This window comes from Gracilimonas sp. (assembly GCF_040218225.1).
Classification (GTDB): Bacteria; Bacteroidota; Rhodothermia; order Balneolales; family Balneolaceae; genus Gracilimonas.
In genome coordinates, this window is the sequence record NZ_JAVJQO010000002.1 from 80614 (window position 1) to 104868 (window position 24255).

The window sequence follows — 24255 nt, forward strand, 5'->3', positions numbered from 1 at the left end:
TCTTTGGGCATCTTCCAAAATAAACAGGGGCTTTCTTTATAAGTCAACGTTGCTTTTCTTAAGCTCTCACTTCACATCAATTAATTTGAATTAAAAACAAAATTATGGCAGTAATTGAAGTTAATAACGTCCATAAAGCCTTTGGGAAAACCAAGGCGGTAAACGACGTTAGTTTCGAGGTAAATAAAGGCCGAATTTTCGGGTTGCTGGGGCCAAACGGGGCAGGTAAAACTACTACCATCCGGATGATTAATTACATCCTCTCTCCTGACAGCGGCAGCGTAACTATTAACGGGGAAGTCGCAAGTCCGGAAACCCAAAAAGTGATCGGATATATGCCGGAAGAGCGAGGACTGTACAAAAAAATGAAAGTGTTTGACCAGCTGATGTATCTCACCCAGCTCAAAGGCATGAACTCATCCGATGCCAAAAAAGCCATCGACTACTGGCTGGAGCGATTTGAGGCTTCCGACTGGAAAAAGAAAGAGATCAATGAGCTTTCCAAAGGGATGTCTCAGAAGATTCAGTTCATCGCAACCATTGCTCACGATCCGGATATCTATATTTTTGATGAACCGTTTAGCGGACTCGATCCCATCAACAGTGAGACACTGAAAGAGATTATTATTGAGCTTCGTGAAAAAGGGAAAACCATTTTGTTTTCCACTCACCGTATGGAACAGGTTGAACAGATGTGTGACGATATCTGCCTGTTCAATCAGGGGGAAGCCGTATTGACGGGTAATCTCAGGAACATCAAATCATCCTTCGGAGAAAATACCATTAATCTTGAGTTCGAAGGCGACAGTTCATTCCTGGATAAAATTGAAAATGTCCGGATCAACAACCGTTCCACAAACTTTGCGGAAATCCGGGTGCTTGACGGACAGAAGATGCAGGATATCCTGAAGCTGGCAATGGAACATGCTGAAATTCATAAGTTCGAGCGCATCGAACCATCATTAACAGAAATTTTTATCTCCACCGTTGGGGAAGATAATATCAAAAAAGGGGAGCTGGTATAATTATGAGTCTGCACAAAATTTGGTTAGTACTAAAACGAGAATATTTGACGCGAGTCAAAAGCAAGTCCTTCATCATAGCAACAGCTTTGACTCCACTCGCCCTTGTAGCATTTATAGGGATTGTAGTTTATATCAGTATTTCGGAATCAGAAGTAGAAAAAAGAATCGGGATTCTGGATAACTCCACCGTTCTGGTAGAGCGGTTGGTGGATATCAATGAGACCCGCTACTTCGATGTCAGCGACATCTCCGAAGACAGCCTCCGCGCCGAAGTCCTTTCCGGTGATCTCGATGGCTTTATCATTTTGAATAATGAAGTCATTACGGATTCACAAAGCCCAACCCTGATTTACGGAGGAAGCGGCGGATTGAGTTTTATATCAGCCGTCCGTTCTGATTTACGGGAAGCCGTTCGGGAAGAGAAGCTATCCCGTGAGAATGTATCCGCCAACATCCGGGAAATTTTCGAGACCCGGACCGGACTTGAAGCCGTTAAGCTGACGGAAGAAGGAGAATCTGAAGACAACACGCTCTTTGCCTCTGCCCTTGGCTTTATATTGGGACTGATGATCTTCATGGGTATTTTTATTTACGGTTCTCTGCTTATGCGCAGCGTGATTGAAGAAAAAACCAATCGTGTGCTGGAAGTAATTGCTTCGTCGGTGAAACCCATAGAACTGATGTTTGGAAAACTGTTCGGCGTATTGGCAATGGCTCTTACCCAGTTCGGTATCTGGATTGTATTCTATATCGGTCTTTCCATTGCAGCCGCTCCGGTTGCCGGCATGATTATGGAAGCCCAGATGAGTAATATCCCGGATGAAGCAGCACAAGCGGCAGCCTCCTCTTTCGATCCCTCCTCCCTGGAGCAGATGGTGGTTGACCCGATGATATTCGTCAACTTCCTGATTTTCTTTTTCCTTGGATTTATGATTTACAGCGCGGTATTTGCAGCCATCGGTGCTGCGGTAGAAACAGAGCAGGATTCCCAGCAGTTTATGCTGCCAGTAGGACTCCCTATTTTTGTAGGTTATTTCCTGAATACCAAAGTGATGGAAGCCCCTGACTCCGGACTATCCGTGTTTGTTTCCCTGTTTCCGCTCACCGCCCCCATTAATATGATTACGCGTATCGCGGCTTCGCAGGTTCCCTTATGGCAAATCATCGTTTCTATATTGCTGATGATTCTGACCTTCCTGGGTATCATGTGGCTGGCGGCTAAAATCTACCGCGTAGGTATTTTGATGTACGGCAAGAAGCCCAGCTTCAAAGAGCTCGGTAAGTGGATTAAGCAAAGCTAAACGAGCGAGATCATATCATTTAAACTTCAAAGGGACGGGCTTGCTCGTCCCTTTTTTTGTTCCCCTTTCATTCTTGCCCCACTGTCATTCCTGCGCAGGCAGACATCAGGTTTCCTGTTTTGGCTTCGCTGCCCTTTTTATAAAACCAGATCCCGGGCATACGCCGCGGGATGACCTGAGCAATTTCTTACTACCTACCCTTACTCCCTCGTTTCATCCCCCTCCGTCATTCCTGCGCAGGCAGGAATCTTGTTGACTGATTTCGGTTCTTAGAGCTGTAAGAGCAACTTTATGAGCTTTACTTACAGATTTATTTACCATGTTATACGATTTCACCCATTTGAAATCCGTATAGCATTGGAAAAACAGTGGCTTACTTGGATTTGAAAGGGATTTAAAATATTATCAGGCGTAATAGTTCTTCTCAAAAAACCTAACACTACATGAATGATCCTATTTCAATACTTAGTGTAATTATTGTGTTCACAACTATTTTTTTCGATTTAGTCTCAAAAGATGTTGAGAGTTATATAAGTATTGTCGAGGATAATATTCCAAAACCCGATAGTATTTTAAATAAAATTAAGGAGGAATACCCGAGGTTAAAAAGAAAGGCGGCTTTACTACTTATCTCATTTTTGGTGCTCACTTATTTACTGCTTCCACACACTTTTTCAATTTTAAAAAATAGCCACCTCGCGTTATGGAATTTTGACCTTGAATCAACGCTCTTTGTTTGTATTGAAATATATTTAATCATCTTTACGATTATGTCAGGAAGTATGGTCTTCAGATTAATTTCTGTATGTAAAGAAAAAACACTACTGATTCAGCACTATAACAAGGCGTTTTAATCTAACCCTGATCTTCTTCAATGCAGGCTCTGCCGTAAAGCTTTTGCAAAAGAATAATTCAGCTACTTCAACTTTAAACTTCGAATTCAAATGAAATGCTCAGTCTACATCGCAACCAGTGCTGATGGTTTTATAGCAAAACCGGACGGAGATATAGAATGGCTTATCCGTCCTGAATATGCTGATGCCGCAAAGGTTGGATTGGTTTACAGTGAATTTATTTCAACAGTTGATGCCATTGTGATGGGGCGCCATTCTTATGAAAAAGTATTAACATTTGACGAATGGTATTATGAAGGTACTGAAGTTGTTGTATTGACTTCTCGGGATCTAACAGCTCCGGAAAAACTAACCGGAAAGGTGAGGTTTGAGTCCGGCTCACCCCATGACATTGTCGCAAAGCTGGCGAAGGAAGGTAAACATCATCTTTATATAGACGGCGGAATAACAATTCAACGATTTCTGGAAGCAAAACTGATCGATGAATTGACTATTACGGTCATCCCTATACTTTTGGGTCATGGTATACCGCTATTTGGTGATACCGGAACAGAACTGCCTTTAGAGCTGATTGATGTGTCCACATCACCCAATGGCACCGTACAAAAAAGATACCGGGTTAAATCAACGGAATAGCCAGCATTCCAGGCAGACTCCCAAACCAAAAAAATTGCTCGTTCTTAGAGTTTTCTGAGCCACCCTTCCCTCTTGCTTCGTATTACATACCGAACATAAATCTTTAAACAATAAGTAATACACATGAGGGTACTAACTACCATTATTCTTTTTCTTTCAATTACACTTTTCACTGGCTGTAAAGACAGCTCTTCAGGCAACAAAAATGAGAACAACCTGAACGGGTTGGGAATCAGGGTGGTAAATACCGGAGATGTTGACCTTGAACTTTCTATGGACAGCGACGCCGACACCGACTTTTGCTACGAAGAAACCGGCTGTGAAGACACCGGCGGACATGGCTTCTATTTGATTTATCCGGATAACGAATCCGTTGTTTCCCATTCCACCCCAGACGGACAAGCAGTAGGAATTAATATTGGATTTCATGTAGATGCAGGATCCGGATATTTTGAAGTGGTTACCGGAAACGCCTATCGAGACGATGCTGACTTTCTTGAATTCGATTCCGATAAAGTGATGTATACTTCAGATGAGTTTACGGAGGGAGAAATCGTTATTGATACCTATGGTGAGGTAGAATAACCGTTATCATTCCCCTTTTCTATTTATAGCGAGGCCTGAATTCCGGGTCTTGCTATTTTCTTCTTTTATACCCCGGTGTTTGAATAAAATATTTTGGTTCAAACAATGGCTTTTCTTCCTCTTTATCATCTTCCTGAAAAACAGAAAAGGCGCCGGTATCAAGATTAAAGCCTAACATGCGTCCCGACTTGGCCTTGATCATCACGGTAGAAGAATTCCGGTCAAAATCATATTGATCAATTTCAAAGAATTCTTTCTGAATATCCGATTTCAATAAATGCCTGATAAAATCGTCTTTCTCATTGGTGTATAGCGTAAAGTCTTTGTCCTTTGTATAGAGGTGAAAACAGTGATAGTGATCGGAGACGTACTCGTCAATAAACAAATCACCTAGCAGATAGCGATACTCTCCTTTCACGATAATGGAAGTACCAGTTAGTACCACCTTCGATTTTAGTTCCGCCCCGCCATTCATCTTCGCAAAAAAGGAAAAAAACATCACCGCTCCCATCACAATAATGAATATAGTCTCGATGGCATGGGTTTCCAGAAAGTCATTCAGGTTAAAAATGATGTAGGTGAATGCAATCAGGAACACAATGACAAAAAAGCCGGAAGTACAACCCAGAAAAACTTGTCGGTTGGTGTATTTGAATTCAATTGCCGCCATTGTCCCCGTATCTTAATCTTAAATGACGGTGAATCTACTTCAAAAAAATGAAGACTAAAAACCGAAGCAATTATCTACATAATTCTCCGGATTTTTTGGGCCACTCTTGGATCCATTTCTTCTTTCATAAGGTCTTTAAGTACATCAACAGTCCTTTTGGCTGATAAATATTTGATTGCATTTAACGCATGGTATCTGACTCTCGGATCACGATCGCCCAATAACATTCCTATGGTTTGGTTCCAGTAATCCTGATTTTGCTCAAACTTCAACAAGATATCCAATGCCTTTTTTCTGACATCAAAGGGATATTCTCCAAGAGCAAAACGATCGGCGATAGATATAGACTGTTTGGTAGTATCAGCCTGCACAGCCAGCTGTAACACATTAATTGCCTTCTCTGCCTCACCACTTCTTTCCAGTCTTTCCGTTAATGAAATCAGGTCTTCTGCACTGGCTATCTGGCGATAGGTATTCAGTGCTGCATTCGTCACCGTATCCCTTTCCGACCTTATAATCGTATTACGAATAGCGTATCGCACCTGTTCATTATCAGGGTAACCGGCTAATGCTTTAATAGCTGAAAGTTGGGTAGCCAGATTATCCGAATTTAATTGACCCAGGAAATTCTGCTCTGTACCTGAAGCACCTTTTGTGATTTGGCCTAATGTAGCCAGCATCGCAGCTCGAACTTCAGGCTCGGTCTCTACTTCCAGCACATCCTGCAAAGCCAGCTGTAAATCAGGATTATCCGTATAATTTCTTAGCTGCTCAGCCGCCTGAATTTTTTCATCCGGATCTGAACTCCTTAACTGGCGAATCAAAAATATGAACGGTTTTTCTTCATTCAGTTTAAGATTCAGATCGGTTTTGGGAGTTAATGTCACATAATCCGTTCCCGATGGGAGTTCAACGGACACCGAATCGCGTGCTCCAGTAAAGCTGATCTCAGTTTGGGTAGTGTCCGTGAATCCATACTGCATCAAATCTATCCCTACCAGGGAACCTATAGGTTGCGACTGGGCTTCAAAAACAAGGGACAGAACTGAATTCACTTCGTCATAGATATATTTTACACTATAGGCGTAAGCTTCTTCCGTTTCATTAAACTGTCCTGCATCACTCGGTTCTGGTAATTTATTCCAGAAAGTCCCTGTTTGGTCATACCAGAAATCGGCATATTTATCCCAGCTTGTCACCCCTTTAATTTCCTGAATAAGCTCCGGCATTGATTCCCTGATGGTAGCTTTCAGAAATTCATTTTCCATATTGCCAATTCCCTGCTCCCACTTATTCCATTCCCTTATTGACTGCAAGTCATCCGGGTTTAGTAATTGTTCGGTTTCGTCATCTTCCATAACCAAAGCTTTCAGAAATTCATATCGTGAATCAGGGGCATTTAAATATCTATGATAGTTACCCAGCCATTGTTCAACAATTCCTCTTTTGAGTTGAGTTGTAAGGTTGCCCAAATTTTGATACAGATAAATAACCCCAGCTCCTGACTGAATCTCTTCCCACTTATTATCCGGCAGAACCACGATACTGAGCCCATCAAACGGGAACTCAAAAGAAAAATCAGCCTCATATTTTTTCAAGCTCTCAACTGCTGTTGCCAGTAAACCTGATCTGACATCTTCAAGCAATGTATTATCAGAAGCGTAAATAGATACTTCTTTTACTCCGGAACGGGCACTTTCTCTTTGAAAATTTCCCACTGCAAAAGTAATTCCTGAAACTGGCACCTCTGTACCGGAATTCCAGGTTATTTTCTTCTCATCCGTGGAGACAACTTCATCAGCATTTCTGGTGCCATTAAAAACGGCTTCTTGCTCTGCTGGAATGGTAAAAGAAGCATTTACCGTAGTTTCAACTTCCGGATGGTCCGGAATGGGCAGCCAATGATGACGGGTTCGTGGATTTAATGAGGTCCACAGATTACCATGCACATCAGTATGAATTCCGTAGACGGATGAGCTTTCCCATGAAATAAGAAATTCTGTGCTTTGCTCAATCCCAAGTGTATCGCTAAGCTGAATAATCAGGGAATCAGAGCTTACCCTGAACTCAAGAGCCTGGCCATTGCTGGAAACTTCTTTTATATCCAGATTGGAAGTATTGAAAATTACTTCGGTTAAGTCAGGGCGTCTGGAACGGATGTTATACATTCCGGTAGCTTTGATAAGTGCCGATTCTGGTTCAACAGAAATCTCCAGATCAATATTATTTAGCTGAAATGGTAAATCAGGATATGCTTCATACTTCCAGTTATCAGAAGACTGAGCAAAAATTGTTGTTAAAGAAAGAAATATAAAAAGAGATGTAAGTAGTCCTTTTTTCATTATTTGCTGTGTGCTTCAAATATTTTCATTACTTCCGGGAAAAGAGCTTTGTTGGTTGAAAATCCATTTCCGGAGAAGATGGTTTCATTGCCCTCAATATCGCTAAAAACACCACCGGCTTCCTGCATCACAGGCAATAACGCAGCAGCATCCCAAATATTAAGTTCGGGATCATACATCAGGTCGGCCCGGCCGGTCGCTACCATCATATGTCCGTAGGCATCTCCCCATGTTCTGTGTAGCTTGGTTTTGGTCATGAGTTCCTCAAAAACTTCCTGCTGGCCCATTTCTTTGAACCGAAATATTTCGGTGACTAGTAAGGTAGCATCCTCGAGCTTATTCGTATCCCTGACTCTGCAAGGCTCTCCATTCAGGGTTGCTCCATGTCCTATAGCAGCAGCGCATAGTTCCTCAAGTGCCGGAGCATAGATAATACCAACCTGGGGTTTATCGTCAACTATGATACCAATGAGTGTTGTATAGAATGGAATGCCGTGAATAAAAGATTTTGTTCCATCTATAGGATCTAATACCCATTTAATGTTACTATCTTCGTTTGTTTTACCGTATTCTTCACCTATAATGCCATGGTCAGGAAATCGTTTAAGGATTTCTTCCCGTATTATTTGTTCCGTTTCACGGTCCGCAATGGTAACAGGAGAATCATCGTCTTTACTAATGACTTCTACATTCTGTTTAAAATATTTTAAAGTATGATGACCGCCAATTTTGGCAATTTCTGTTGCCGCTTGTAATAAATCTTGTATCATTGAATCTGTTAGTTCATAAAACTTTTAACTATTCGATCACTTTCTTCTAAAACTATGAGTATGAGAAAGGTTCTTCAAACAATTTTGATTCCGGCTTTGTGCATGCTTCCTGCTCTATCACATGCTCAAAATGGAAAAGTACGTTTAAGTAATGAGAGTAAGTTAAGCATTAATGGAAAATCAAATGTGAATGATTTCCGTTGCCAGTCGGAACATGAACTGCAGCAAGATTCTCTCGATTTCAGCTATTACTTTACGGCTGACACTATAACTGTAGATGGAGTGGATCTTTTCCTTGAAGTCAGCCAGTTTGATTGTGGAAAGAGAGCTATCAACCGTGATTTCCGCAGCACCCTGAAATACAAAGAGTATCCATTTATTCAAATTGTACTAAATGAATTGGTGTTGAAAGATTCTGTAGATATTGTCCCTACAACTGCAAAAGTCACCATTACCATTGCAGGAGTTAAACGCGGTTATGATGTTCCGCTTAATGCTTTTTCAAGTATGGAAGACCGTGTAATAGTCGGCGGTAGCAAAATTCTTTATATGACTGATTTTGGACTTACGCCCCCCTCCCCACTGTTTGGGCTTGTTCAGGTCAGTGATGAATTGGAGATTGTATTTGACCTGGTCGTTCGCCTGGACCCATGATTTGTCTTTAAGCTCCAACAAATAAAAAACCGCCAGCTGGAATACTCCAAATGACGGTTCTAAATCAAAAACTATTTCACAAAAAAAGGGCGAGCCTTTCACAGCGCACCCTTTTCCTATGAGGTCGGTATATCAGAAGCTTATCACAGCTTCTAACATGATTCCGCTAAATTCGCCACCGTTGTAGAGGCTGGTGTTCCAGCCGTCACCATCATAAGATTGTGATACATACTCGAGTTTGGTCAGTACGTTTTCAGTCATGAACCAGCCACCACCAAAGTTGATTCGGCTGATTTCCTGAGTTGCAGCAGCATCTGATACTTCGCCGCTTACCATGTTGTAACGACCACCGATGTAAATGTCTTCGTTAGCACCGAATCGGTAGAGTACTTCAGCTCCTATTTGATTGAAAGATCCACCAGCATCGCCATTGTTGCTTGTAGTTTCAAAGATTCCGAAGAACTCAAGTCCCTGAAATTTTACGAAGGGGTTGATCTGGAATGCTGTTTGTGTAGCAAATCCTGGGTTGAATCGGCCTGAGAAGTCACCGCCTTCCATTACAGCATAGTAACGACTACCGGCACGGTCACCACCGTAGATATAGTCTCTTGTACTTTCTTCAGAGCTGTTGTAGAAAGAACCTGTGAGACGGAAACGGAGGTCTTCATTCAGTTGCTTGTCGTATCCTAATTTACCGAACAGGACAATACCTTCATCAGAAGAAGTAACACTTTGATTCAAACGACCGTTAGTTGCACCTATTACACCAAGGAAGCCTGAGTTTTGGTAAGTGAATTCCATGAAAGGCTCTGTGGTGAAGTTGTCCATAATGTAGTTTCCTACAAATGGATTGTAGATAGCAGCAGCGTTGTCTGATCTGCGGAAGTGTGCGTCACCGTAGTTGATTTGGTCCATACCTACACGAATGGTCAGATAGTCCATCAAACCTTCGGCAAAATCTTCAGAGATAAAGTCTAGTCTGTCAATCTGCATGTATCCACCTTTAACATAAGATTCTGTGTGGTGGCGAGATGACAAATAAGTTCTCAGGTGCATACGTACACCCTCGTCTAATTGGACGTCTAAGTTCAGGTTAGCTGTAGGCAGGTTAAAGTTATTGCCTAATTCAGCAAGGCTATCACCTTCGTTAGACTGGGAAATTCCCTGGAATTGGAGAGCGAAGTCGCCTCCCACTCGAACATACAATCCGTCAAATTCAACGTCTGTAGTTTTAGGAGTTTCGAATACATTCACGCCAGCCTGTCCTGGAGCTCTGAAGTATTGTAGTGGTTTCTGCTGGGCATAAGCTGAGCTCACACCCATGATAAAGGCTAATAGAAATGCTGTGATATATTTGGCTTGAGATTTCATGACCTTAGGATTTAGTGTTGTTTGGTTGTTGGTTAGTTAGTTTGTTACTGGACAAATTTAGCGTCGAAATGTACTTCTACTTCATTGCCGGCTTTTATAGTACCAAGCATGGCTGTAGGAGGATCAACGTTATAGTCTGTCATTTTTAAAGCTTTTGATCCCTTGAAGGTAATAGTACCATCTTCCAGCAATTCATAGCCTACTTTCATCTGGATGTCGTTTGTTTTTCCAGAAATAGTAAGTGAACCGTTGGCAACAAGGGAATCCGCATTGATTTCAGCTATATTATTTAGCTTGAATACAATATTCGGATGTTTCTTCTCATTAAGGGCATCATATGTTTTCTTATCCATGCCTCCTTTTCCGCTTTTAATTCCTTCTACCAATACATTGAAAGTCAGGCCCTCAATAGAAACGAGTTTACCTTCTTCCATATTAATGGTAGCTGAACCGGAAAATTCTTCAGCAGCTGACTCCCAATCGTGAATAGTGGAAGTACCGGTTACCGTAACCTTACTTTCCTGGGGAGCTATTGTATAAGACTGTGCAAACAATGCTGTACTAATCAGAAGCGTAGTGATTAATGAAACTGTTGTTTTTAACATGTCGACCTCTTTAGGTTTTATTTATTTGAGTTCTTTATTTAACTCACAATAAAGAAATCACATTTTCATGAAGGGATTGTGAAGAAAAAAATATTTTTTTCTACGTTCAAGTCATTCAACCCCAACAAGTTAGCGTTCACAATAATTTTGGATTTATGAAGATTATATGAAGTCCTGAAAAGAATTTTTAAAACAAATTCAGAAAAGCATTTCTCTCTTAAGTCAATGCCTATTTATTTACTTTACAGGCAGGCCTTCCAACTCCATAATCTTGAGGGCATTTGTGGTTGGGCATGGCCCCTTCTTTAACTTATACTCGAAGCTCATTTTCCCACCTTCAATGGTTTCTGCAAAGTGCCAGTTACTTAACTCAGGTATTTCTTTTTCCAAGGATGCTAATTCCAAATCATGCGTGGATACCATACCGACTCCATTCTTCCCTGCAATCTCTTTTAGAAATGCCGTACTCCCCTGAAACCGCTCCCTGTTGTTTGTCCCTTTAAAAATTTCATCCACAAAAAAGAAAAGCGGAAGCTCATGCTCACTTTCTAGCTTATTAAGTAAAGTCCGAAGCCGTCTCACCTCAGCATAAAAATGGGACAATCCTCCTTCAAGAGAATCTTTTACATTTATACTGGTAAATATTCGGAACAAATTGGTCTTTAGCGAGGCTGCATTAACCGGGGCACCTGCAAATGCCAGACATAGATTGATACCTATCGTCCTCAGAAAGGTGCTCTTGCCAGCCATGTTAGAGCCGGTGATCAGAAACAGGTCTTTATCCTCTTTCACTATAAAATTGTTGGTTACTTTTTGGCTTGATGGAATTAAAGGGTGACCAATTTCTTTCGTTTCAAATAGGGTTTGGCTGTCGTTGGTTAAGTCCGGGAAATTATATTCTTCATGCAACGCCCCAAAATTCGCTATTGAATTAAGCGCCTCCAGTTCATAGAAAACATCCAGCCACTTCGAAAGCCTTGGTTCCAGTTCTTCCTTCAAATTTTCGAGCTTCATGGAGTAATACATATCCCATGGTATAACCAGATTCACTAACGGCCAAACTACCTGATTTGCCTGCAGTGATGCTGCCCCGGTAAGCTTCTCCACTTTCTTCAGGTAATAAGAGGGCTTGGTTTCTGAATTGTGAAATACCTCCAGGAATTGTTTCAGGCTTTCGCTTTTAGTCACCCTGAATTGTTCTACCTGCAAAAGCAGCTCCCGAAAACGCCCCAAAAGCTTATCCATTTGATAGGCAGCTTCAAATAAACCCGAAATTTTATCGCTATTGAACTTGTAGATGCTTAAGTACAATACCAGCGTTATGACCGGAAAAACTGGATTCACTATCCCTATCCATGCTAATATGGCCAATGTTATATTTGATAGCGAAAGTAAAGAAAGTAATACAAGAGGCACCATAAAGCCTTTTCTGGCGGGCTTCCGCAACCAAGCGAGCATGCGATCCATGGTCCAGTCTTTTTCGGAAGTATGCATAACGGTGTATTTACCAATCACCGCTAGTTTATCCCGGAATCCTTGCAGAGGAATCAGTTCTTTAACCAACTTTTGACGCTCTGTGATCTCTTTCTTATCCGGAGCTTCTCTCATCAGCCAGTCCAATAAAAGCCTTGTACTTCCCTCATAAATCGAAGTGTCCAGCAGATGATGCAATGAATAGGGCCCAACGATATCTAAATCTTTAGCATAGGCGTGATCTTTAATATCAGCTTCAAACCTCCGGGAAGGAATTTCCTTCCAGTTTAACTCCAACCGCGCAATATGCTCTTTCTTGATTTCCTTCAGATAGCCAAATTTTTCAATGGACTGATGGACTTTATAATGCCGATCTACCAGAAACAAAAAACCTCCTACCCCGCCTATCAGACCAAGCATATATATATAGTCATTTAATAAACCGGCTGTGAAATATCCGAATGCCACGATCAGCAGAAATACAATAGCCCTTAGCCAGGAAAACTTCTTGCTGCAGTCTTTCAATTGTTCGATTTTGAAATCGATGCGACTACAGTGCCGTTCAAATAACTCTTTCAGATTCTTTTGATCCATAAGTAAACATCCGCATTTTTATTTTGGAGTCTGAGGATAAAAAAAGAATCACCCAAAAACTTACTTCACTTTCAGTACAGCAAAACAATTGCTAATATCCACTCGAATTAAATAAAGGCATATGGATTATTTCGCACACGAAACGGCTGTTATTGACGACGGAGCTAAAATCGGAAATGGAACTAAAATCTGGCATTTTACGCATGTAATGCCGGATTCAGAACTGGGAGAAAACTGCAATCTTGGTCAAAATGTAGTCATATCTCCCAAAGTGAAACTCGGTCGTAATGTTAAAGTCCAGAACAACGTATCGATTTATACAGGAGTAATTTGTGAAGATGATGTGTTTCTGGGGCCATCTATGGTTTTTACCAATATCGTAAATCCTAGAAGTGCGATTGTCCGCCGGGATGAATACGTGGAAACCAAAGTGCGGAAAGGTGCATCCATCGGGGCTAATGCCACCGTAATTTGCGGAAATGAATTGGGAAAATATTGTTTGATAGGCGCCGGAGCTGTAATCACCAAACCGGTTCCGCCGTATGCTTTGATGGTAGGCAATCCTGCCAAACAAATTGGGTGGGTCAGCGAATATGGACATCGCCTGGAATTTGGCGATGATGGCCGAGCTACTTGCCCGGAATCTGGCGATAAATATCAGTTGCATGGAGGCAAAGTCTCCAAAATAGAAGACTAGCCCTTCTTTAGTTCAGCTACTGTTGCTCCCCAGCTGCTTCGATCGCTAGCTAGGCTATATGATTGTACATGTGGGTTCCGGTCCAACAAGCTATGCACCGTTCTTCTCAACACTCCTTTGCCCTTCCCATGTATTATTCGGATCGAATAGATTTCTTTCTCCAGACAAGCTTCTATATAATCCGGAATTAAATCTCCGAGCTCGTTCGGATTAAACAGGTGCAGATCAAGAATTCCGTTAATCGGTATTTCAATAGGATCGGGTTCGTTCATTCGGAGTTCCTTATTCGTTATCGGCAGTTTCCCATTTCCCGGTTCACAGTTTATAATCTACTACTCTTCGTTCTGTCACCACCTTCTTTATAAAATCTACAACTTTTTGATGATCGGGATGTACCGCATAAGCATTCAGGTCTTCCTCTGTTTCACATTGGGTGGTCAAAACCACATCACAGATTGCATCATCTTCTCCTTCCAGGATGTTGATGCCTACTTCTGCACTTGATAATTCTTCGATTTTTTGAGGAAGGACTTCAAGCAGTTCTTTCATTATTCCAGCATTTTCTACCCTGGTTTTCCCTTCAGCTACTTCCTTAAGCTTCCACATCACTATATGTTTAATCATTTCGGTATTTTGATATTCGTTATTCGTATTTGTTGAGAATATGCATCATACATCATAAAAATCCCAAATTGATTACTTCTGCATTCAAAATTCCTTGTTCAATGTTCGAAGTTCTTCTACTGTCAATTAATAGCAGGAACCCTTAACTTTGAGGTTCTGTTTGAAAGGCACAGGGTTCGTCCTGTTCTCCATGATTTATAAATCAGAAATATTGAAAACATTGGATTTAGATAAAATCACTGCCGAAGAAATCGGCGAAGACCACATTAGTAATGGTGTCCAGACTCCGCTGCGAGAAGATGCTTTTGAAAAAACCGACGAAGAAAAAATTGAAATCATTCAAGAGCACTTCGCTGAAATTATGCATGCACTCGGACTTGACTTAACCGACGACAGCCTGAAAGGCACTCCTTACCGAGTGGCAAAAATGTATGTAAAAGAAATTTTTGAGGGATTGAATCCCAAAAATAAACCGGTAGCTCGTCAGTTTAACAACAACTACGACTACAAAGGTATGCTTGTTGAAAAGAATATCCAGGTGACATCCTTTTGTGAGCACCACTTCCTTCCGTTTATAGGGAAAGCCCATGTTGGATATATTTCTTCCGGGAAAAAAGTAATTGGCCTTTCTAAGATTAATCGAATTGTAGACTATTATTCCCGACGGCCTCAGGTTCAGGAACGGCTCACACTTCAAATTGCTGATGAACTACAGGAAGCTTTAGAGACTGAAGATGTAGCTGTATTTATAGACAGTAAGCATTTGTGCGTATCTACCCGGGGAATTAAAGATCAGAGCAGTACAACTGTTACCGCTGAATACCGCGGAGCCTTCAAGAATGAAGAGACTCAACGAAAATTCATTGATTACATTACAACCAACACCGAGATTCAATAATCGCTGTGGCTGAAAAAGGCACCCAACAACTTCAGGTTTACAACACCCTATCCCGCAAGAAAGAACCGTTTGAACCACTCAACCCACCTCATGTGGGTATGTACGTTTGTGGCCCAACCGTTTATGGTGATGCCCACCTCGGGCATGCTAAAAGCTATGTTTCTTTTGACGTGGTGCTCAGGTATCTGAGATATCTCGGATACAAGGTTCGATATGTTCAGAATATTACCGATGTCGGGCATCTTGTAGATGATGCCGAAGAAGGTGAAGACAAACTCAGCAAACAGGCACGTATCGAAAAGGTGCAGCCCATGGAAATAGCCGAGAAGTACACCTACACTTACTTCCGCGACATGGATGCCTTAAACGTGCTCCGACCTGATATTGCACCTCGTGCAACGGGACATATTCCCGAACAAATTGCAATGGTTAAGAAGCTGATCGATAATGGTCATGCTTATGAAGTTGAGGGAAATGTATATTTTGATGTGTCTTCTGATAAAGAATATGGCAAATTAAGCGGCCGTAAAACCGAAGACGCGGAGTCGGGCACACGGGTAGATACAGCTTCGGATAAAAGAAGCCCTGAAGACTTTGCCCTCTGGAAAAAAGCCGATGACAACCACATCATGAAATGGGATTCACCCTGGGGTGTTGGCTATCCCGGCTGGCACATAGAATGCTCGGCTATGAGTACCAAATATCTTGGTGAAAGTTTTGACATCCATGGTGGAGGACTCGAAAACCAGTTTCCTCACCACGAGTGCGAAATAGCCCAGGCCGAATGTGCTCACGATAAAGATTTCGTGAAATACTGGCTTCACAATAACATGGTTACCCTTGAAGGCCAGAAAATGGGTAAGTCGCTTGGTAATGCCATTAATCTCCATGAATTTTTTACCGGAGATCATAAACTTCTGACCCGAGCCTGGCCACCAGAAGTGATTAGGTTCTTCCTGCTTCAAAGCCATTACAGAAGTACAACTGACTTCTCAGAAGAAGCCCTTTCCGGAGCTGAATCAGGATTGAAAAATCTTCAATCTATGATTCTGACTATTGAAAAAACAGAAGCAGGTGATGGAAATGAATTTGATCTAAAAAGCTTCAAAGAGGCTTTTGAATCATCCATGAATGATGATTTTAACTCGGCTCAAGCCATCGCAATCTTATTTGAAAAGCTGAAGGAAATCCGCAAGCGAATTAATGATGGCGATATCCCTTCGAACCTTGATACTATCAAAGTGTTCTTGCACAGTGTGGTAGAAGAAGTGCTTGGAATCTGGCCTAAAGAAGACTCCGGTGGAAATGAGCAGTTAACAGAAGAGTTGGTAGAGTTGTTGATCGAGATCAGAAAAGACGCTCGCTCCAACAAAAACTTTGAGCTCTCGGACAAAATTCGTGATGACCTTAAAGAACTGGGTGTTCAGCTTATGGATGGCAAAGAAGGTACTACCTTCGAAATAGAGTAATGAGGCTGCTGAGCAACATATTCAGCTGGCTTATTGTAAGTTTAGTAAAATTTTACCAAGCAGCCATTTCACCATGGTTAGGCAAAAGCTGCCGATACTCCCCCACTTGTTCCCGTTATATGATTGAAGCGGTAGAAGAATGGGGACCATTAAAAGGATTTTGGATGGGCATTAAACGTATTGGACGATGCCATCCCTGGGGCGGTGATGGGTATGACCCCGTTCCCAAAAAAACATCGAATACAGAAAAAGAAACTCCTAACATTGAACTTTAGTTAATTCAGTCATTCAGAGCGAAAGCGAAGAATCTTCAAGATTTTTACATGTGAAGGTCCTTCGGTAGCAGCCTCAGGATGACTATCCATTTATTATGTCAGACATCACATTCAAAAAACGCATTACTGTAGAACAAGTTGAAGAAGGAACCGAACTGGTTCCCAAGTTTCAGGATGACGGACTCATTCCTGTTGTAACAACCGACTATGAATCCGGTGAGCTTTTAATGCACGGATACATGAATGAAGAAGCCTTTAAAAAGACCATTGAGCTCGGCGAAGCAGTATACTACAGCCGAAGCAGGGAAACCTTATGGCATAAAGGCGCCACTTCAGGTTTGACGCAAATCGTTAAAGAAATGCGTATTGATGACGATCAGGATTGTGTATGGCTTCGCGTTGAAGTGCAGGGAAATGGTGCCAGCTGCCACGTAGGCTATCGCTCCTGCTTTTACCGAAGTGTACCAACCGGTGATGATTTCCAGAAGAAAGACGGTGAACTCCACTTTGAGGAAGACGAGAAAGTCTTTGATCCAAAAGAAGTGTATGGAGATGCACCAAATCCTACCAAGCTCTGATTAGAGGTGCAGGGGCTTTAGAATATCTTTGATTCTCTAATTTCAGCATTATACCGGTTCTGTATGCTCTGCGCAGGAACCTTATGTATTTTGTGCCAGATCTATACTCAGAAATTTGTAAAACAAAAAAGCACAAACCCGTTTCCGGATTTGTGCTTTAATTTTATCTAAACAAATTCCCGTTAAGCGTACACTTCAGGACTTTTTCTTTTCTTGATTCTTCCGCTGCCTTTAGACTTACTAAATGGCTCGCTTCCGCCTTTTCCTTTACGCTTTCCTTTGCCATAAGATTTCCCTGATGACTTTGATGATGATCCTGATGAAGAACCACCGGTATCAGGTTTAGCCAGCTCTACAGAAAGATCCCGGCCTTCAAACTGAGTGCCATTTACAGCATCAAACAATTTGGAATCGAAGCCTTCTTCCACTTCAAAGAAAGAGAAGTTATTCTGGATGTCGATTTTACCGAAATTCGGCTTTTTACCATTCAATTGTTCGTTTACAACACCCATCAATCGGGCTGGATTAAGTCCGTCACGGTTTCCAACATTCAGGAAATAACGGGTAAAACCCTCTTCTGCATGACGTCCGCTACCACCAGAATTACTTCTTCCATTACTCTTACGAGAAGAATTCTTACGGTTATTATTATTTTTGGATCGTCCGGCTGAAGCGTTGATATCACCTGCTTCTTCGTAATATTCCAGGATCTGGTTGAATTCCATGGATACAAAGTGTTGAATCAATTCCTGCCAGCCCAGATCAGCTAATTTCTCATAAACCTGTGGCAAGTACTTTTCAATCTGTTTTTCGTTTACTTCAGTGGCTCTGAGTTTGTCTACCATGTCCATCATCCGAACACCACAAACTTCTTCACCCTTAGGAACTTCCTGCTTGATGAAATCTTTTCCTGACATTTTTTCCAGTGCACGAATTCTACCCATTTCACGAGTATGAATGATTGATACCGCAATGCCGCTATTTCCGGCACGTCCGGTTCTTCCACTTCGGTGAATGTACACTTCCAGATCATCTGGTAAGTTGTAGTTAATTACATGAGTCAGGTTATCGACATCAAGTCCACGCGCAGCCACATCAGTAGCTACCAGTAATTGTAATTCTTTGGTACGGAAACGATTCATAACCTCATCGCGCTGTGCCTGAGATAAATCTCCATTCAGTAAATCAGCGTTATATCCTTCTTTCGAAAGCTTGGAAGCTACTTCAGAAGTCTCACGACGGGTTCGGCAGAAAATAATACCATAGATATCAGGATTTACATCTGCAATTCGTTTAAGAGCGTCGTAACGGTCTTTGGCGTGAACCATATAGTAATGGTGTTCTACATTCAGTGCTCCTGAGTTACGGGCATTCACTTCAATCTCTTCCGGATTGTTCATGTACTTATGAGCCATTTTGGAAATCTGCTTTGGCATCGTGGCAGAGAAAAGCAGGGTTTGCTTTCCTTTCGGTGTGTCAGCTAAGATCGCATCCAGATCATCCTGAAATCCCATATTCAGCATTTCATCTGCTTCATCAAGTACCAGCGAGCGCACATTGCTGACATCCAGCTTACGCCGGCGAATCAGATCCAGCATACGGCCGGGAGTTCCAATTACAACTTGTACACCGTTGTTCAGTGCACGAATTTGAGTAGAGATATTTGCACCACCATAAACCGCAACGGTTTTAATTCCTTTTTGGTGCTTGGCGTATGACTTCAGGTCTTTGGCTATTTGTATGGCAAGCTCACGTGTTGGTGAAAGCACCAATACCTGAACGTTGTCTGAGTTAGCATCAACTTGTTGTAGTACCGGCATTCCAAATGCACCGGTTTTACCGGTTCCGGTTTGGGCAAGCGCAATCAGGTCGCGCTGAGAAGCCAGAATAGTGGGAATAGCCCGTTTCTGTACTTCGGTTGGAGTTTCAAAGCCAAGATCTGCAACAGCTTGACATATTTCGGGCGATAAGCCCAGTTCTTTGAACGATGACATAAATTATATTCAGTTTTATCCCGTACAAAGAATTTTGTGCTGCGCGTTAACTTGCCCGGAATCATTATTTGGTAAGGTGAGCTAATGACAAGAGGCAAGCACGACTGCTTGATTCATAAAGGCCAGCAAGGTTCTATAAACCTGAAAGATTTTCTTTCGAAAATGGGTTTGTTCCAGTCTTATCGCGAACTCACAAATTCAGTAAGCCTTAAAAGTACGAATAAAATCCTTCTGATATGAAATCTTTCCGAAAAATCTTTTCTTTATGAAGCTGATAGAGAATGACAGGAACGCTGCGGATAATAATTTTTTTAACTAAAAAATTTACTCACGATATGGTTAGATTATTCACCCTTAAAATGTAAAAACACAATCATAAATCATAAAATGCAGTACATAACACAACACTATCCAAAGGCAAAATCTCTTACTTCTTTAGAAGAAACCATCCTTAATGAGACTAAAAAGCATGATATGAATCCCGAGCAGTGTATTTGGGGAACTTCTATTTGTAGTGATGAGGTGAACAATACTTTCAATATGATTAGTAAACATTTTGCTGGCCCCGGACCTTTTCGGTTTGGCGGAATTTCAGGCATTCCCTTTACAGGCAAAACCGGATTTGGAGCTTTTGCCAGCCATATCCCTGAAAATGGTGGAGCTGTTATTGTATACGGCCCGCATATCGGGGTATCAAGTGAGGGCAAAACCGGAGAATTACATCGTGAAGGTCAATCCGGAAACACCACCTGTTGCGGTTCTTTAATTGCAGGACTTGAGAATGTAAAATCTGGCAACGTACTTAACATTTCTCATGATGATTACCAACAGGGACAGGTAAATAAACTGCTTATTGAAAATTACGAGGATATTAAAAAAGCAGATGACCAGATTAAAGAAGTTACCAATATTGCCTATAACCAAATTAAGAGAGAGCTCACAGATATTATCTCTGGCAGCAAGCAAAATCTTGGTGATAGTCCGGTTCTATTGATTGGTGGAATCGTAATAAATACTGATTATGATCAGGAAGATTACTTTGAAATAAGAGATATATCCGTATTCAATTCCTGAAAGTGACCATTTACTTCATTTATTTGGTTTTGGATTACATTTGAGCCTATGATTCAGCTATAAACTTTCATTCAATACTGCTTATCATGTATAAATATCTACTGATCATTATAATTTGGTTATTCGTTTCTTGTAGGTCTGGTGGACACAAAACAACTAATATTGATTGGGATACTGTTCAGGACTCAACCAATATCGTCTATACTATAAAAGGATTGGATGGCCCTGAGGCTGTTCGTTATGATCCTGAACAGAATGTGTATTTCATTTCCAACTTCACTGGCGGAGGGAATACTCAGGACTCAACAGGGTTCATTACAAAAGCTGATGCTGAAGGAAATATACTCGAATTGAAATTTATGAAAGGAACCAATGGCGCCCCTCTTCACGCTCCCCGTGGGATGTTCATTATTGATAACACGCTATGGGCTGCGGATGTATTAGGTGTTCATGGTTTTGATAAATCAACCGGTGAACAAACCGATTTTATTGACTTCTCTGAGTTTGAAGTTGGGTTCTTAAATGATGTCTCAGCCAATACTGAGGGAACCCTCTTTGTTACTGACACCGGCTCTAATCGTGTTTTCAGAATTGAAGCCGATACACATTCCATATTTTTAGACTCGCTGCCGGAAGCACCAAATGGAATCACGCTTAATCCGGAGAATCAACAATTTGTACTTGCTCCCTGGGGTGGTGATCAAACTTTCAGAAGCTTTGGCAATTCTGAAGAACTTACTGAATATGGAATTCTCGACGGTGGCTATTTTGACGGAATTGAATTCCTGCAGTCAAACTTGTTGGCAGCAAGCCAACAAGACTCCAGCATCCGCTATTTTGATGGTTCTGAAAGCACAATTCTGATTAAAACTTTGGGACGACCCGCCGATATAGGAATTAATACCAATCTGAATCATGTGGCAGTTCCGTATATTGCATTAGATCGCGTAGACATCTGGAATCTCACAAAAAAATAAGCTTAGATACTTTATGTCCGACTCTCCGGCTCCTATTCCCAATAATGAGTTTGAGCGAGCACTCAAACTTTCTGAGTATGACATCGATTATTCTGAAATTCATGGGAAATTAGATGATTTAACAAAGCTGGCAGCTCATGTTGCCGGAACCCCTATTTCTCTGATTAATCTTCTTGACACCACTACCCAATGGACGGTCTCCAACTTTGGACTTGATATCCAACAAACCCCTCGTGAAGACACAGTGTGCCAGTATGTAGTGTTAGACGATGAAGCCGTTGAAGTAGAAGATATGACCGAAGACGATCGGTTTAAATTCAAGGATTACGTCACAGACGACCCACATATCAGGTATTATTTTGGAGTACCACTTAAAACCCCTGACGGACACAGAATCGGAGCCATGTGCGTGATGGATACAGATGAACACGAACTTTCTCCTGAGAAAGAGGCCTTCCTTAAAATCATTGCGAATGAAGTGATTACACGCATTGAATATGAACACAAATTAAAGCTTATGCGACACAATGTGGATGAGCTCAAAGAAATTCAGCGTAAAGTAAGTCATGATATACGCGGACCTATTGGCGGAATTATTGGTATAGCCGAAATACTCCGCGATCAGGCGGAAGAAAGCAAAATGGACGAATTTATGCAGCTGTTGGAGCTGATTAATAAAGGGGGTCGTTCTGTACTCGATTTGGCTGATGAAATTCTAAGCAATTACGAAGAGCAAACAAGCCAGACAAAGCTTCAGAAAAACCAGTTGACACTAGAGGTACTGCAAAAAAAACTGGAAGACCTGTACAAACCACAGGCGATTAATAAGTCGATATCTTATCAAGTTGAGATTAATAATGGTCATCAGGGATTGGCATTTCCCAAGCATAAACTGCTGCAGATTTTAGGTAATCTAATCTCCAATGCCATCAAGTTCACCCCGGAAAAAGGACAGGTTAAGGTTGGTCTGGATATCAAAAAACCTGACTTAGAGCTTATTGCTACCGTTAAGGATAATGGCGTTGGAATGACCAAAGACCAGATTGATATGGTTATGAGCGATCAGGCTAAATCAACGGAAGGTACCGGAAACGAACGAGGTTTTGGATTTGGGTTTAAGCTTGCTAAACACCTTGTAGAATCGGTTAAAGGTTCACTGCATATCGAATCCAAAAAGGGAAGCGGAACTCAAATTACCGTCAATATTCCGCTTTAAATTTCTTTATAGTTACCAAGCTCCAGCGTCCAGTCGTATGCTTTAAAATCCAGAGAAGGATCAGCATCCTGGGGTATAATCTCATATTCTTTTAGCATCTTAATAGCCCCGCTCTTGCCACCAAAATCTGCCCTAAACCAGCTCATTAGTTTATTCACCACCACCCTGTTCTCTTCCGGATAATAATCTGTGGTTCTTTCCAGGTATTGTTTGGTAGTGATGTCAAGCTGCTCGTTAACCCGATCCGGATCATAGGCTGCTATATAAGGGCAGGATTTTGCGCCACAATTAAGGGCAAAATGAATCCGCGGATCTACATCATCCCATCGGAATTTCTTTTCATAACTTCCCGGGAAAGGATTGCTGGCATATCCTCCTGATATCTTTACTTTTGATCGGCGGATGATTCCATGCTCGATGTCATCAAAGCTGATATCTTTTCCGGCGATGGTTATCTGAGGTGATGAAAAGAAATTGTATCCAAAAACCGAGTCACGATCCTTGAATAAATCCGGATTTTCTGAAAGTATAATCTGTACGTAAGCGTTGTACACATTCAGCCAAAAAGCCTTTTGCTTTCCTTCGGTGTTCAGGTCTTCTTTCAGTTTTTTCTCTGATACACTCGCCAGTTTTTCCACGATGGCTTCTGTAGGCTGTCCATTTCTAAGGTTCTCAATCAATTGAACAGATAGTTCTGCGTACGACAGAGAATCCTGTGCATGAATATTTCCCACGGCCATCAAACCTAAAATTATGCTTAAAAATAAATTCTTCATTTTGCTTTTCTTTTCGAATATTAACGTACATCTGAAATACCAAACACTTCGTATTGACTGATCAAGGTCGATTAATCTTACTTTTGAATGTTAAGCATCATTGTCCCTACATATAACGAAGAAAACACCATATTGGATTTGTTGATTCATTTGAACGACGCTAAATGCAATTCAGATGAACTATTGGTTGTTGATGGCGGCAGTGTTGACAATACAACAGAGATAGTTCGGCAGCAAGGAATTACCTGTTTGGAATCTCCACAAAAAGGCCGGGCCCGGCAAATGAATTATGGGGCAGAAAACTCCTCGGGAGACATCCTTTATTTTGTACATGCGGATACTCTTCCTCCCTCTTCTTTTGGGGCTGACATACTGGAAGCTCTTGAACAGGGTTACAGATCAGGTTGTTATCGCTATCAGTTTGACAAGGCTCACCCCTTGCTTAAAATCAATGCTTTTTGCACTCGATTTGACCGGCTTATGTGCCGGGGTGGTGACCAAACCTTATTCATTACCCGTGATTTATTTAATGAATTGGAAGGTTTTCGGGAAGATTTCCAGATTATGGAAGACTACGATCTGATTCAGAAAATCCAGTCCAAAACCCGTTTTAAGATCATTCCAAAAAATGCAACCGTATCTGCCCGAAAATATGATCATAATGGGTATTTACGCGTAAATTTTGCCAATCTGATTATTTTTATGATGTACTTCGCCGGACTTTCTCAGGAAACCATGGTACATGCCTACAAAAACCTGATTGTACATCCCAAGTTTGATTAAGAATAAATATCCAA

General features: G+C 41.5%; 24 protein-coding genes. 14 read left to right on the forward strand and 10 right to left on the reverse strand.

Translation table 11 applies throughout. The features are described 5' to 3' along the window. The first annotated feature begins 104 nt into the window (after nucleotides 1-104). The 4 genes from RIB15_RS00380 to RIB15_RS00395 all read left to right on the forward strand — a co-directional run bounded on the left by RIB15_RS00380 (nucleotide 105) and on the right by RIB15_RS00395 (nucleotide 4401). Nucleotides 105-1025, forward strand: a complete 921-nt coding sequence (locus RIB15_RS00380) for an ABC transporter ATP-binding protein (RefSeq protein WP_350200159.1) — start codon at nucleotides 105-107, stop codon at nucleotides 1023-1025. 44 nt (nucleotides 1026-1069) lie between these two features. After that, a complete protein-coding gene (locus RIB15_RS00385) occupies nucleotides 1070-2326 on the forward strand; it encodes an ABC transporter permease (protein ID WP_350200160.1) in 1257 nt (418 codons plus the stop codon). A gap of 944 nt (nucleotides 2327-3270) precedes the next feature. Then, a complete protein-coding gene (locus tag RIB15_RS00390; protein WP_350200161.1) occupies nucleotides 3271-3816 on the forward strand; it encodes a dihydrofolate reductase family protein in 546 nt (181 codons plus the stop codon). 123 nt (nucleotides 3817-3939) lie between these two features. Further along, nucleotides 3940-4401, forward strand: coding sequence for a hypothetical protein (locus RIB15_RS00395; protein ID WP_350200162.1), 462 nt, complete (start codon nucleotides 3940-3942; stop codon nucleotides 4399-4401). Between the two features lie 52 nt (nucleotides 4402-4453). Here the strand turns inward: RIB15_RS00395 and RIB15_RS00400 are convergent, their stop codons facing one another. The 3 genes from RIB15_RS00400 to hisN form a co-directional block, all read right to left on the reverse strand. Next, complete coding sequence (locus RIB15_RS00400) at nucleotides 4454-5071, reverse strand: hypothetical protein (protein WP_350200163.1); 618 nt, start codon at nucleotides 5069-5071, stop codon at nucleotides 4454-4456. Nucleotides 5072-5145: 74 nt separating this feature from the next. Further along, nucleotides 5146-7413: a hypothetical protein gene (locus RIB15_RS00405; RefSeq protein WP_350200164.1), complete on the reverse strand. Its 2268-nt coding sequence runs from the start codon at nucleotides 7411-7413 to the stop codon at nucleotides 5146-5148. Further along, nucleotides 7413-8183 (reverse strand): histidinol-phosphatase, encoded by a 771-nt coding sequence (hisN, locus tag RIB15_RS00410; protein ID WP_350200165.1) that lies wholly within the window; start codon nucleotides 8181-8183, stop codon nucleotides 7413-7415. The genes RIB15_RS00405 and hisN overlap by 1 nt, the downstream gene beginning before the upstream one ends. A 54-nt stretch (nucleotides 8184-8237) precedes the next feature. Between hisN and RIB15_RS00415 the strand changes: the two genes are divergently transcribed. Beyond that, entirely contained in the window at nucleotides 8238-8837 is a 600-nt protein-coding gene (locus tag RIB15_RS00415; RefSeq protein WP_350200166.1) for a YceI family protein, read from the forward strand. 132 nt (nucleotides 8838-8969) lie between these two features. Here RIB15_RS00415 and RIB15_RS00420 read toward each other — a convergent pair whose 3' ends face one another. The 3 genes from RIB15_RS00420 to RIB15_RS00430 all read right to left on the reverse strand — a co-directional run bounded on the left by RIB15_RS00420 (nucleotide 8970) and on the right by RIB15_RS00430 (nucleotide 12880). Further along, nucleotides 8970-10208 carry a hypothetical protein gene (locus tag RIB15_RS00420; RefSeq protein ID WP_350200167.1) on the reverse strand — a complete coding sequence of 413 codons (1239 nt, stop codon included), beginning with the start codon at nucleotides 10206-10208 and terminating at the stop codon, nucleotides 8970-8972. 44 nt (nucleotides 10209-10252) lie between these two features. Continuing rightward, entirely contained in the window at nucleotides 10253-10813 is a 561-nt protein-coding gene (locus RIB15_RS00425; protein WP_350200168.1) for a YceI family protein, read from the reverse strand. 237 nt (nucleotides 10814-11050) lie between these two features. After that, a complete protein-coding gene (locus RIB15_RS00430) occupies nucleotides 11051-12880 on the reverse strand; it encodes a MutS-related protein (protein ID WP_350200169.1) in 1830 nt (609 codons plus the stop codon). A gap of 121 nt (nucleotides 12881-13001) precedes the next feature. On the opposite strand from RIB15_RS00430, the gene RIB15_RS00435 reads away from it, so the two are divergent. Further along, nucleotides 13002-13577 (forward strand): acyltransferase, encoded by a 576-nt coding sequence (locus RIB15_RS00435; protein ID WP_350200170.1) that lies wholly within the window; start codon nucleotides 13002-13004, stop codon nucleotides 13575-13577. Here RIB15_RS00435 and RIB15_RS00440 read toward each other — a convergent pair. Beyond that, the gene (locus RIB15_RS00440) at nucleotides 13574-13849 is read right to left on the reverse strand and encodes a Smr/MutS family protein (RefSeq protein ID WP_350200171.1); all 276 of its coding nucleotides are present in this window, start codon (nucleotides 13847-13849) and stop codon (nucleotides 13574-13576) included. The two genes, RIB15_RS00435 and RIB15_RS00440, sit on opposite strands and share 4 nt — an antisense overlap. A gap of 43 nt (nucleotides 13850-13892) precedes the next feature. Then, the gene (locus tag RIB15_RS00445) at nucleotides 13893-14201 is read right to left on the reverse strand and encodes a Dabb family protein (protein ID WP_350200172.1); all 309 of its coding nucleotides are present in this window, start codon (nucleotides 14199-14201) and stop codon (nucleotides 13893-13895) included. Between the two features lie 190 nt (nucleotides 14202-14391). On the opposite strand from RIB15_RS00445, the gene folE reads away from it, so the two are divergent. The 4 genes from folE to hisI all read left to right on the forward strand — a co-directional run bounded on the left by folE (nucleotide 14392) and on the right by hisI (nucleotide 17421). Then, the gene (folE, locus tag RIB15_RS00450; RefSeq protein ID WP_350200173.1) at nucleotides 14392-15099 is read left to right on the forward strand and encodes a GTP cyclohydrolase I FolE; all 708 of its coding nucleotides are present in this window, start codon (nucleotides 14392-14394) and stop codon (nucleotides 15097-15099) included. Between the two features lie 5 nt (nucleotides 15100-15104). Further along, nucleotides 15105-16568 carry a cysteine--tRNA ligase gene (gene cysS, locus RIB15_RS00455; RefSeq protein WP_350200174.1) on the forward strand — a complete coding sequence of 488 codons (1464 nt, stop codon included), beginning with the start codon at nucleotides 15105-15107 and terminating at the stop codon, nucleotides 16566-16568. After that, entirely contained in the window at nucleotides 16568-16843 is a 276-nt protein-coding gene (yidD, locus tag RIB15_RS00460; protein ID WP_350200175.1) for a membrane protein insertion efficiency factor YidD, read from the forward strand. The genes cysS and yidD overlap by 1 nt, the downstream gene beginning before the upstream one ends. Before the next feature lie 95 nt (nucleotides 16844-16938). Next, a complete protein-coding gene (hisI, locus tag RIB15_RS00465; protein ID WP_350200176.1) occupies nucleotides 16939-17421 on the forward strand; it encodes a phosphoribosyl-AMP cyclohydrolase in 483 nt (160 codons plus the stop codon). Nucleotides 17422-17603: 182 nt separating this feature from the next. On the opposite strand, the gene RIB15_RS00470 is transcribed toward hisI, so the two are convergent. Further along, nucleotides 17604-19415: a DEAD/DEAH box helicase gene (locus RIB15_RS00470; RefSeq protein ID WP_350200177.1), complete on the reverse strand. Its 1812-nt coding sequence runs from the start codon at nucleotides 19413-19415 to the stop codon at nucleotides 17604-17606. Between the two features lie 387 nt (nucleotides 19416-19802). On the opposite strand from RIB15_RS00470, the gene RIB15_RS00475 reads away from it, so the two are divergent. The 3 genes from RIB15_RS00475 to RIB15_RS00485 all read left to right on the forward strand — a co-directional run bounded on the left by RIB15_RS00475 (nucleotide 19803) and on the right by RIB15_RS00485 (nucleotide 22682). Next, entirely contained in the window at nucleotides 19803-20489 is a 687-nt protein-coding gene (locus tag RIB15_RS00475; RefSeq protein ID WP_350200178.1) for an LCIB family protein, read from the forward strand. Nucleotides 20490-20575: 86 nt separating this feature from the next. Then, complete coding sequence (locus RIB15_RS00480) at nucleotides 20576-21466, forward strand: SMP-30/gluconolactonase/LRE family protein (protein ID WP_350200179.1); 891 nt, start codon at nucleotides 20576-20578, stop codon at nucleotides 21464-21466. Nucleotides 21467-21479: 13 nt separating this feature from the next. Then, nucleotides 21480-22682: a GAF domain-containing sensor histidine kinase gene (locus RIB15_RS00485; protein ID WP_350200180.1), complete on the forward strand. Its 1203-nt coding sequence runs from the start codon at nucleotides 21480-21482 to the stop codon at nucleotides 22680-22682. Here RIB15_RS00485 and RIB15_RS00490 read toward each other — a convergent pair. After that, nucleotides 22679-23458, reverse strand: a complete 780-nt coding sequence (locus tag RIB15_RS00490; RefSeq protein WP_350200181.1) for a DUF547 domain-containing protein — start codon at nucleotides 23456-23458, stop codon at nucleotides 22679-22681. The two genes, RIB15_RS00485 and RIB15_RS00490, sit on opposite strands and share 4 nt — an antisense overlap. An 87-nt stretch (nucleotides 23459-23545) precedes the next feature. On the opposite strand from RIB15_RS00490, the gene RIB15_RS00495 reads away from it, so the two are divergent. Next, a complete protein-coding gene (locus RIB15_RS00495; protein WP_350200182.1) occupies nucleotides 23546-24241 on the forward strand; it encodes a TIGR04283 family arsenosugar biosynthesis glycosyltransferase in 696 nt (231 codons plus the stop codon). Nucleotides 24242-24255 lie beyond the last annotated feature (14 nt).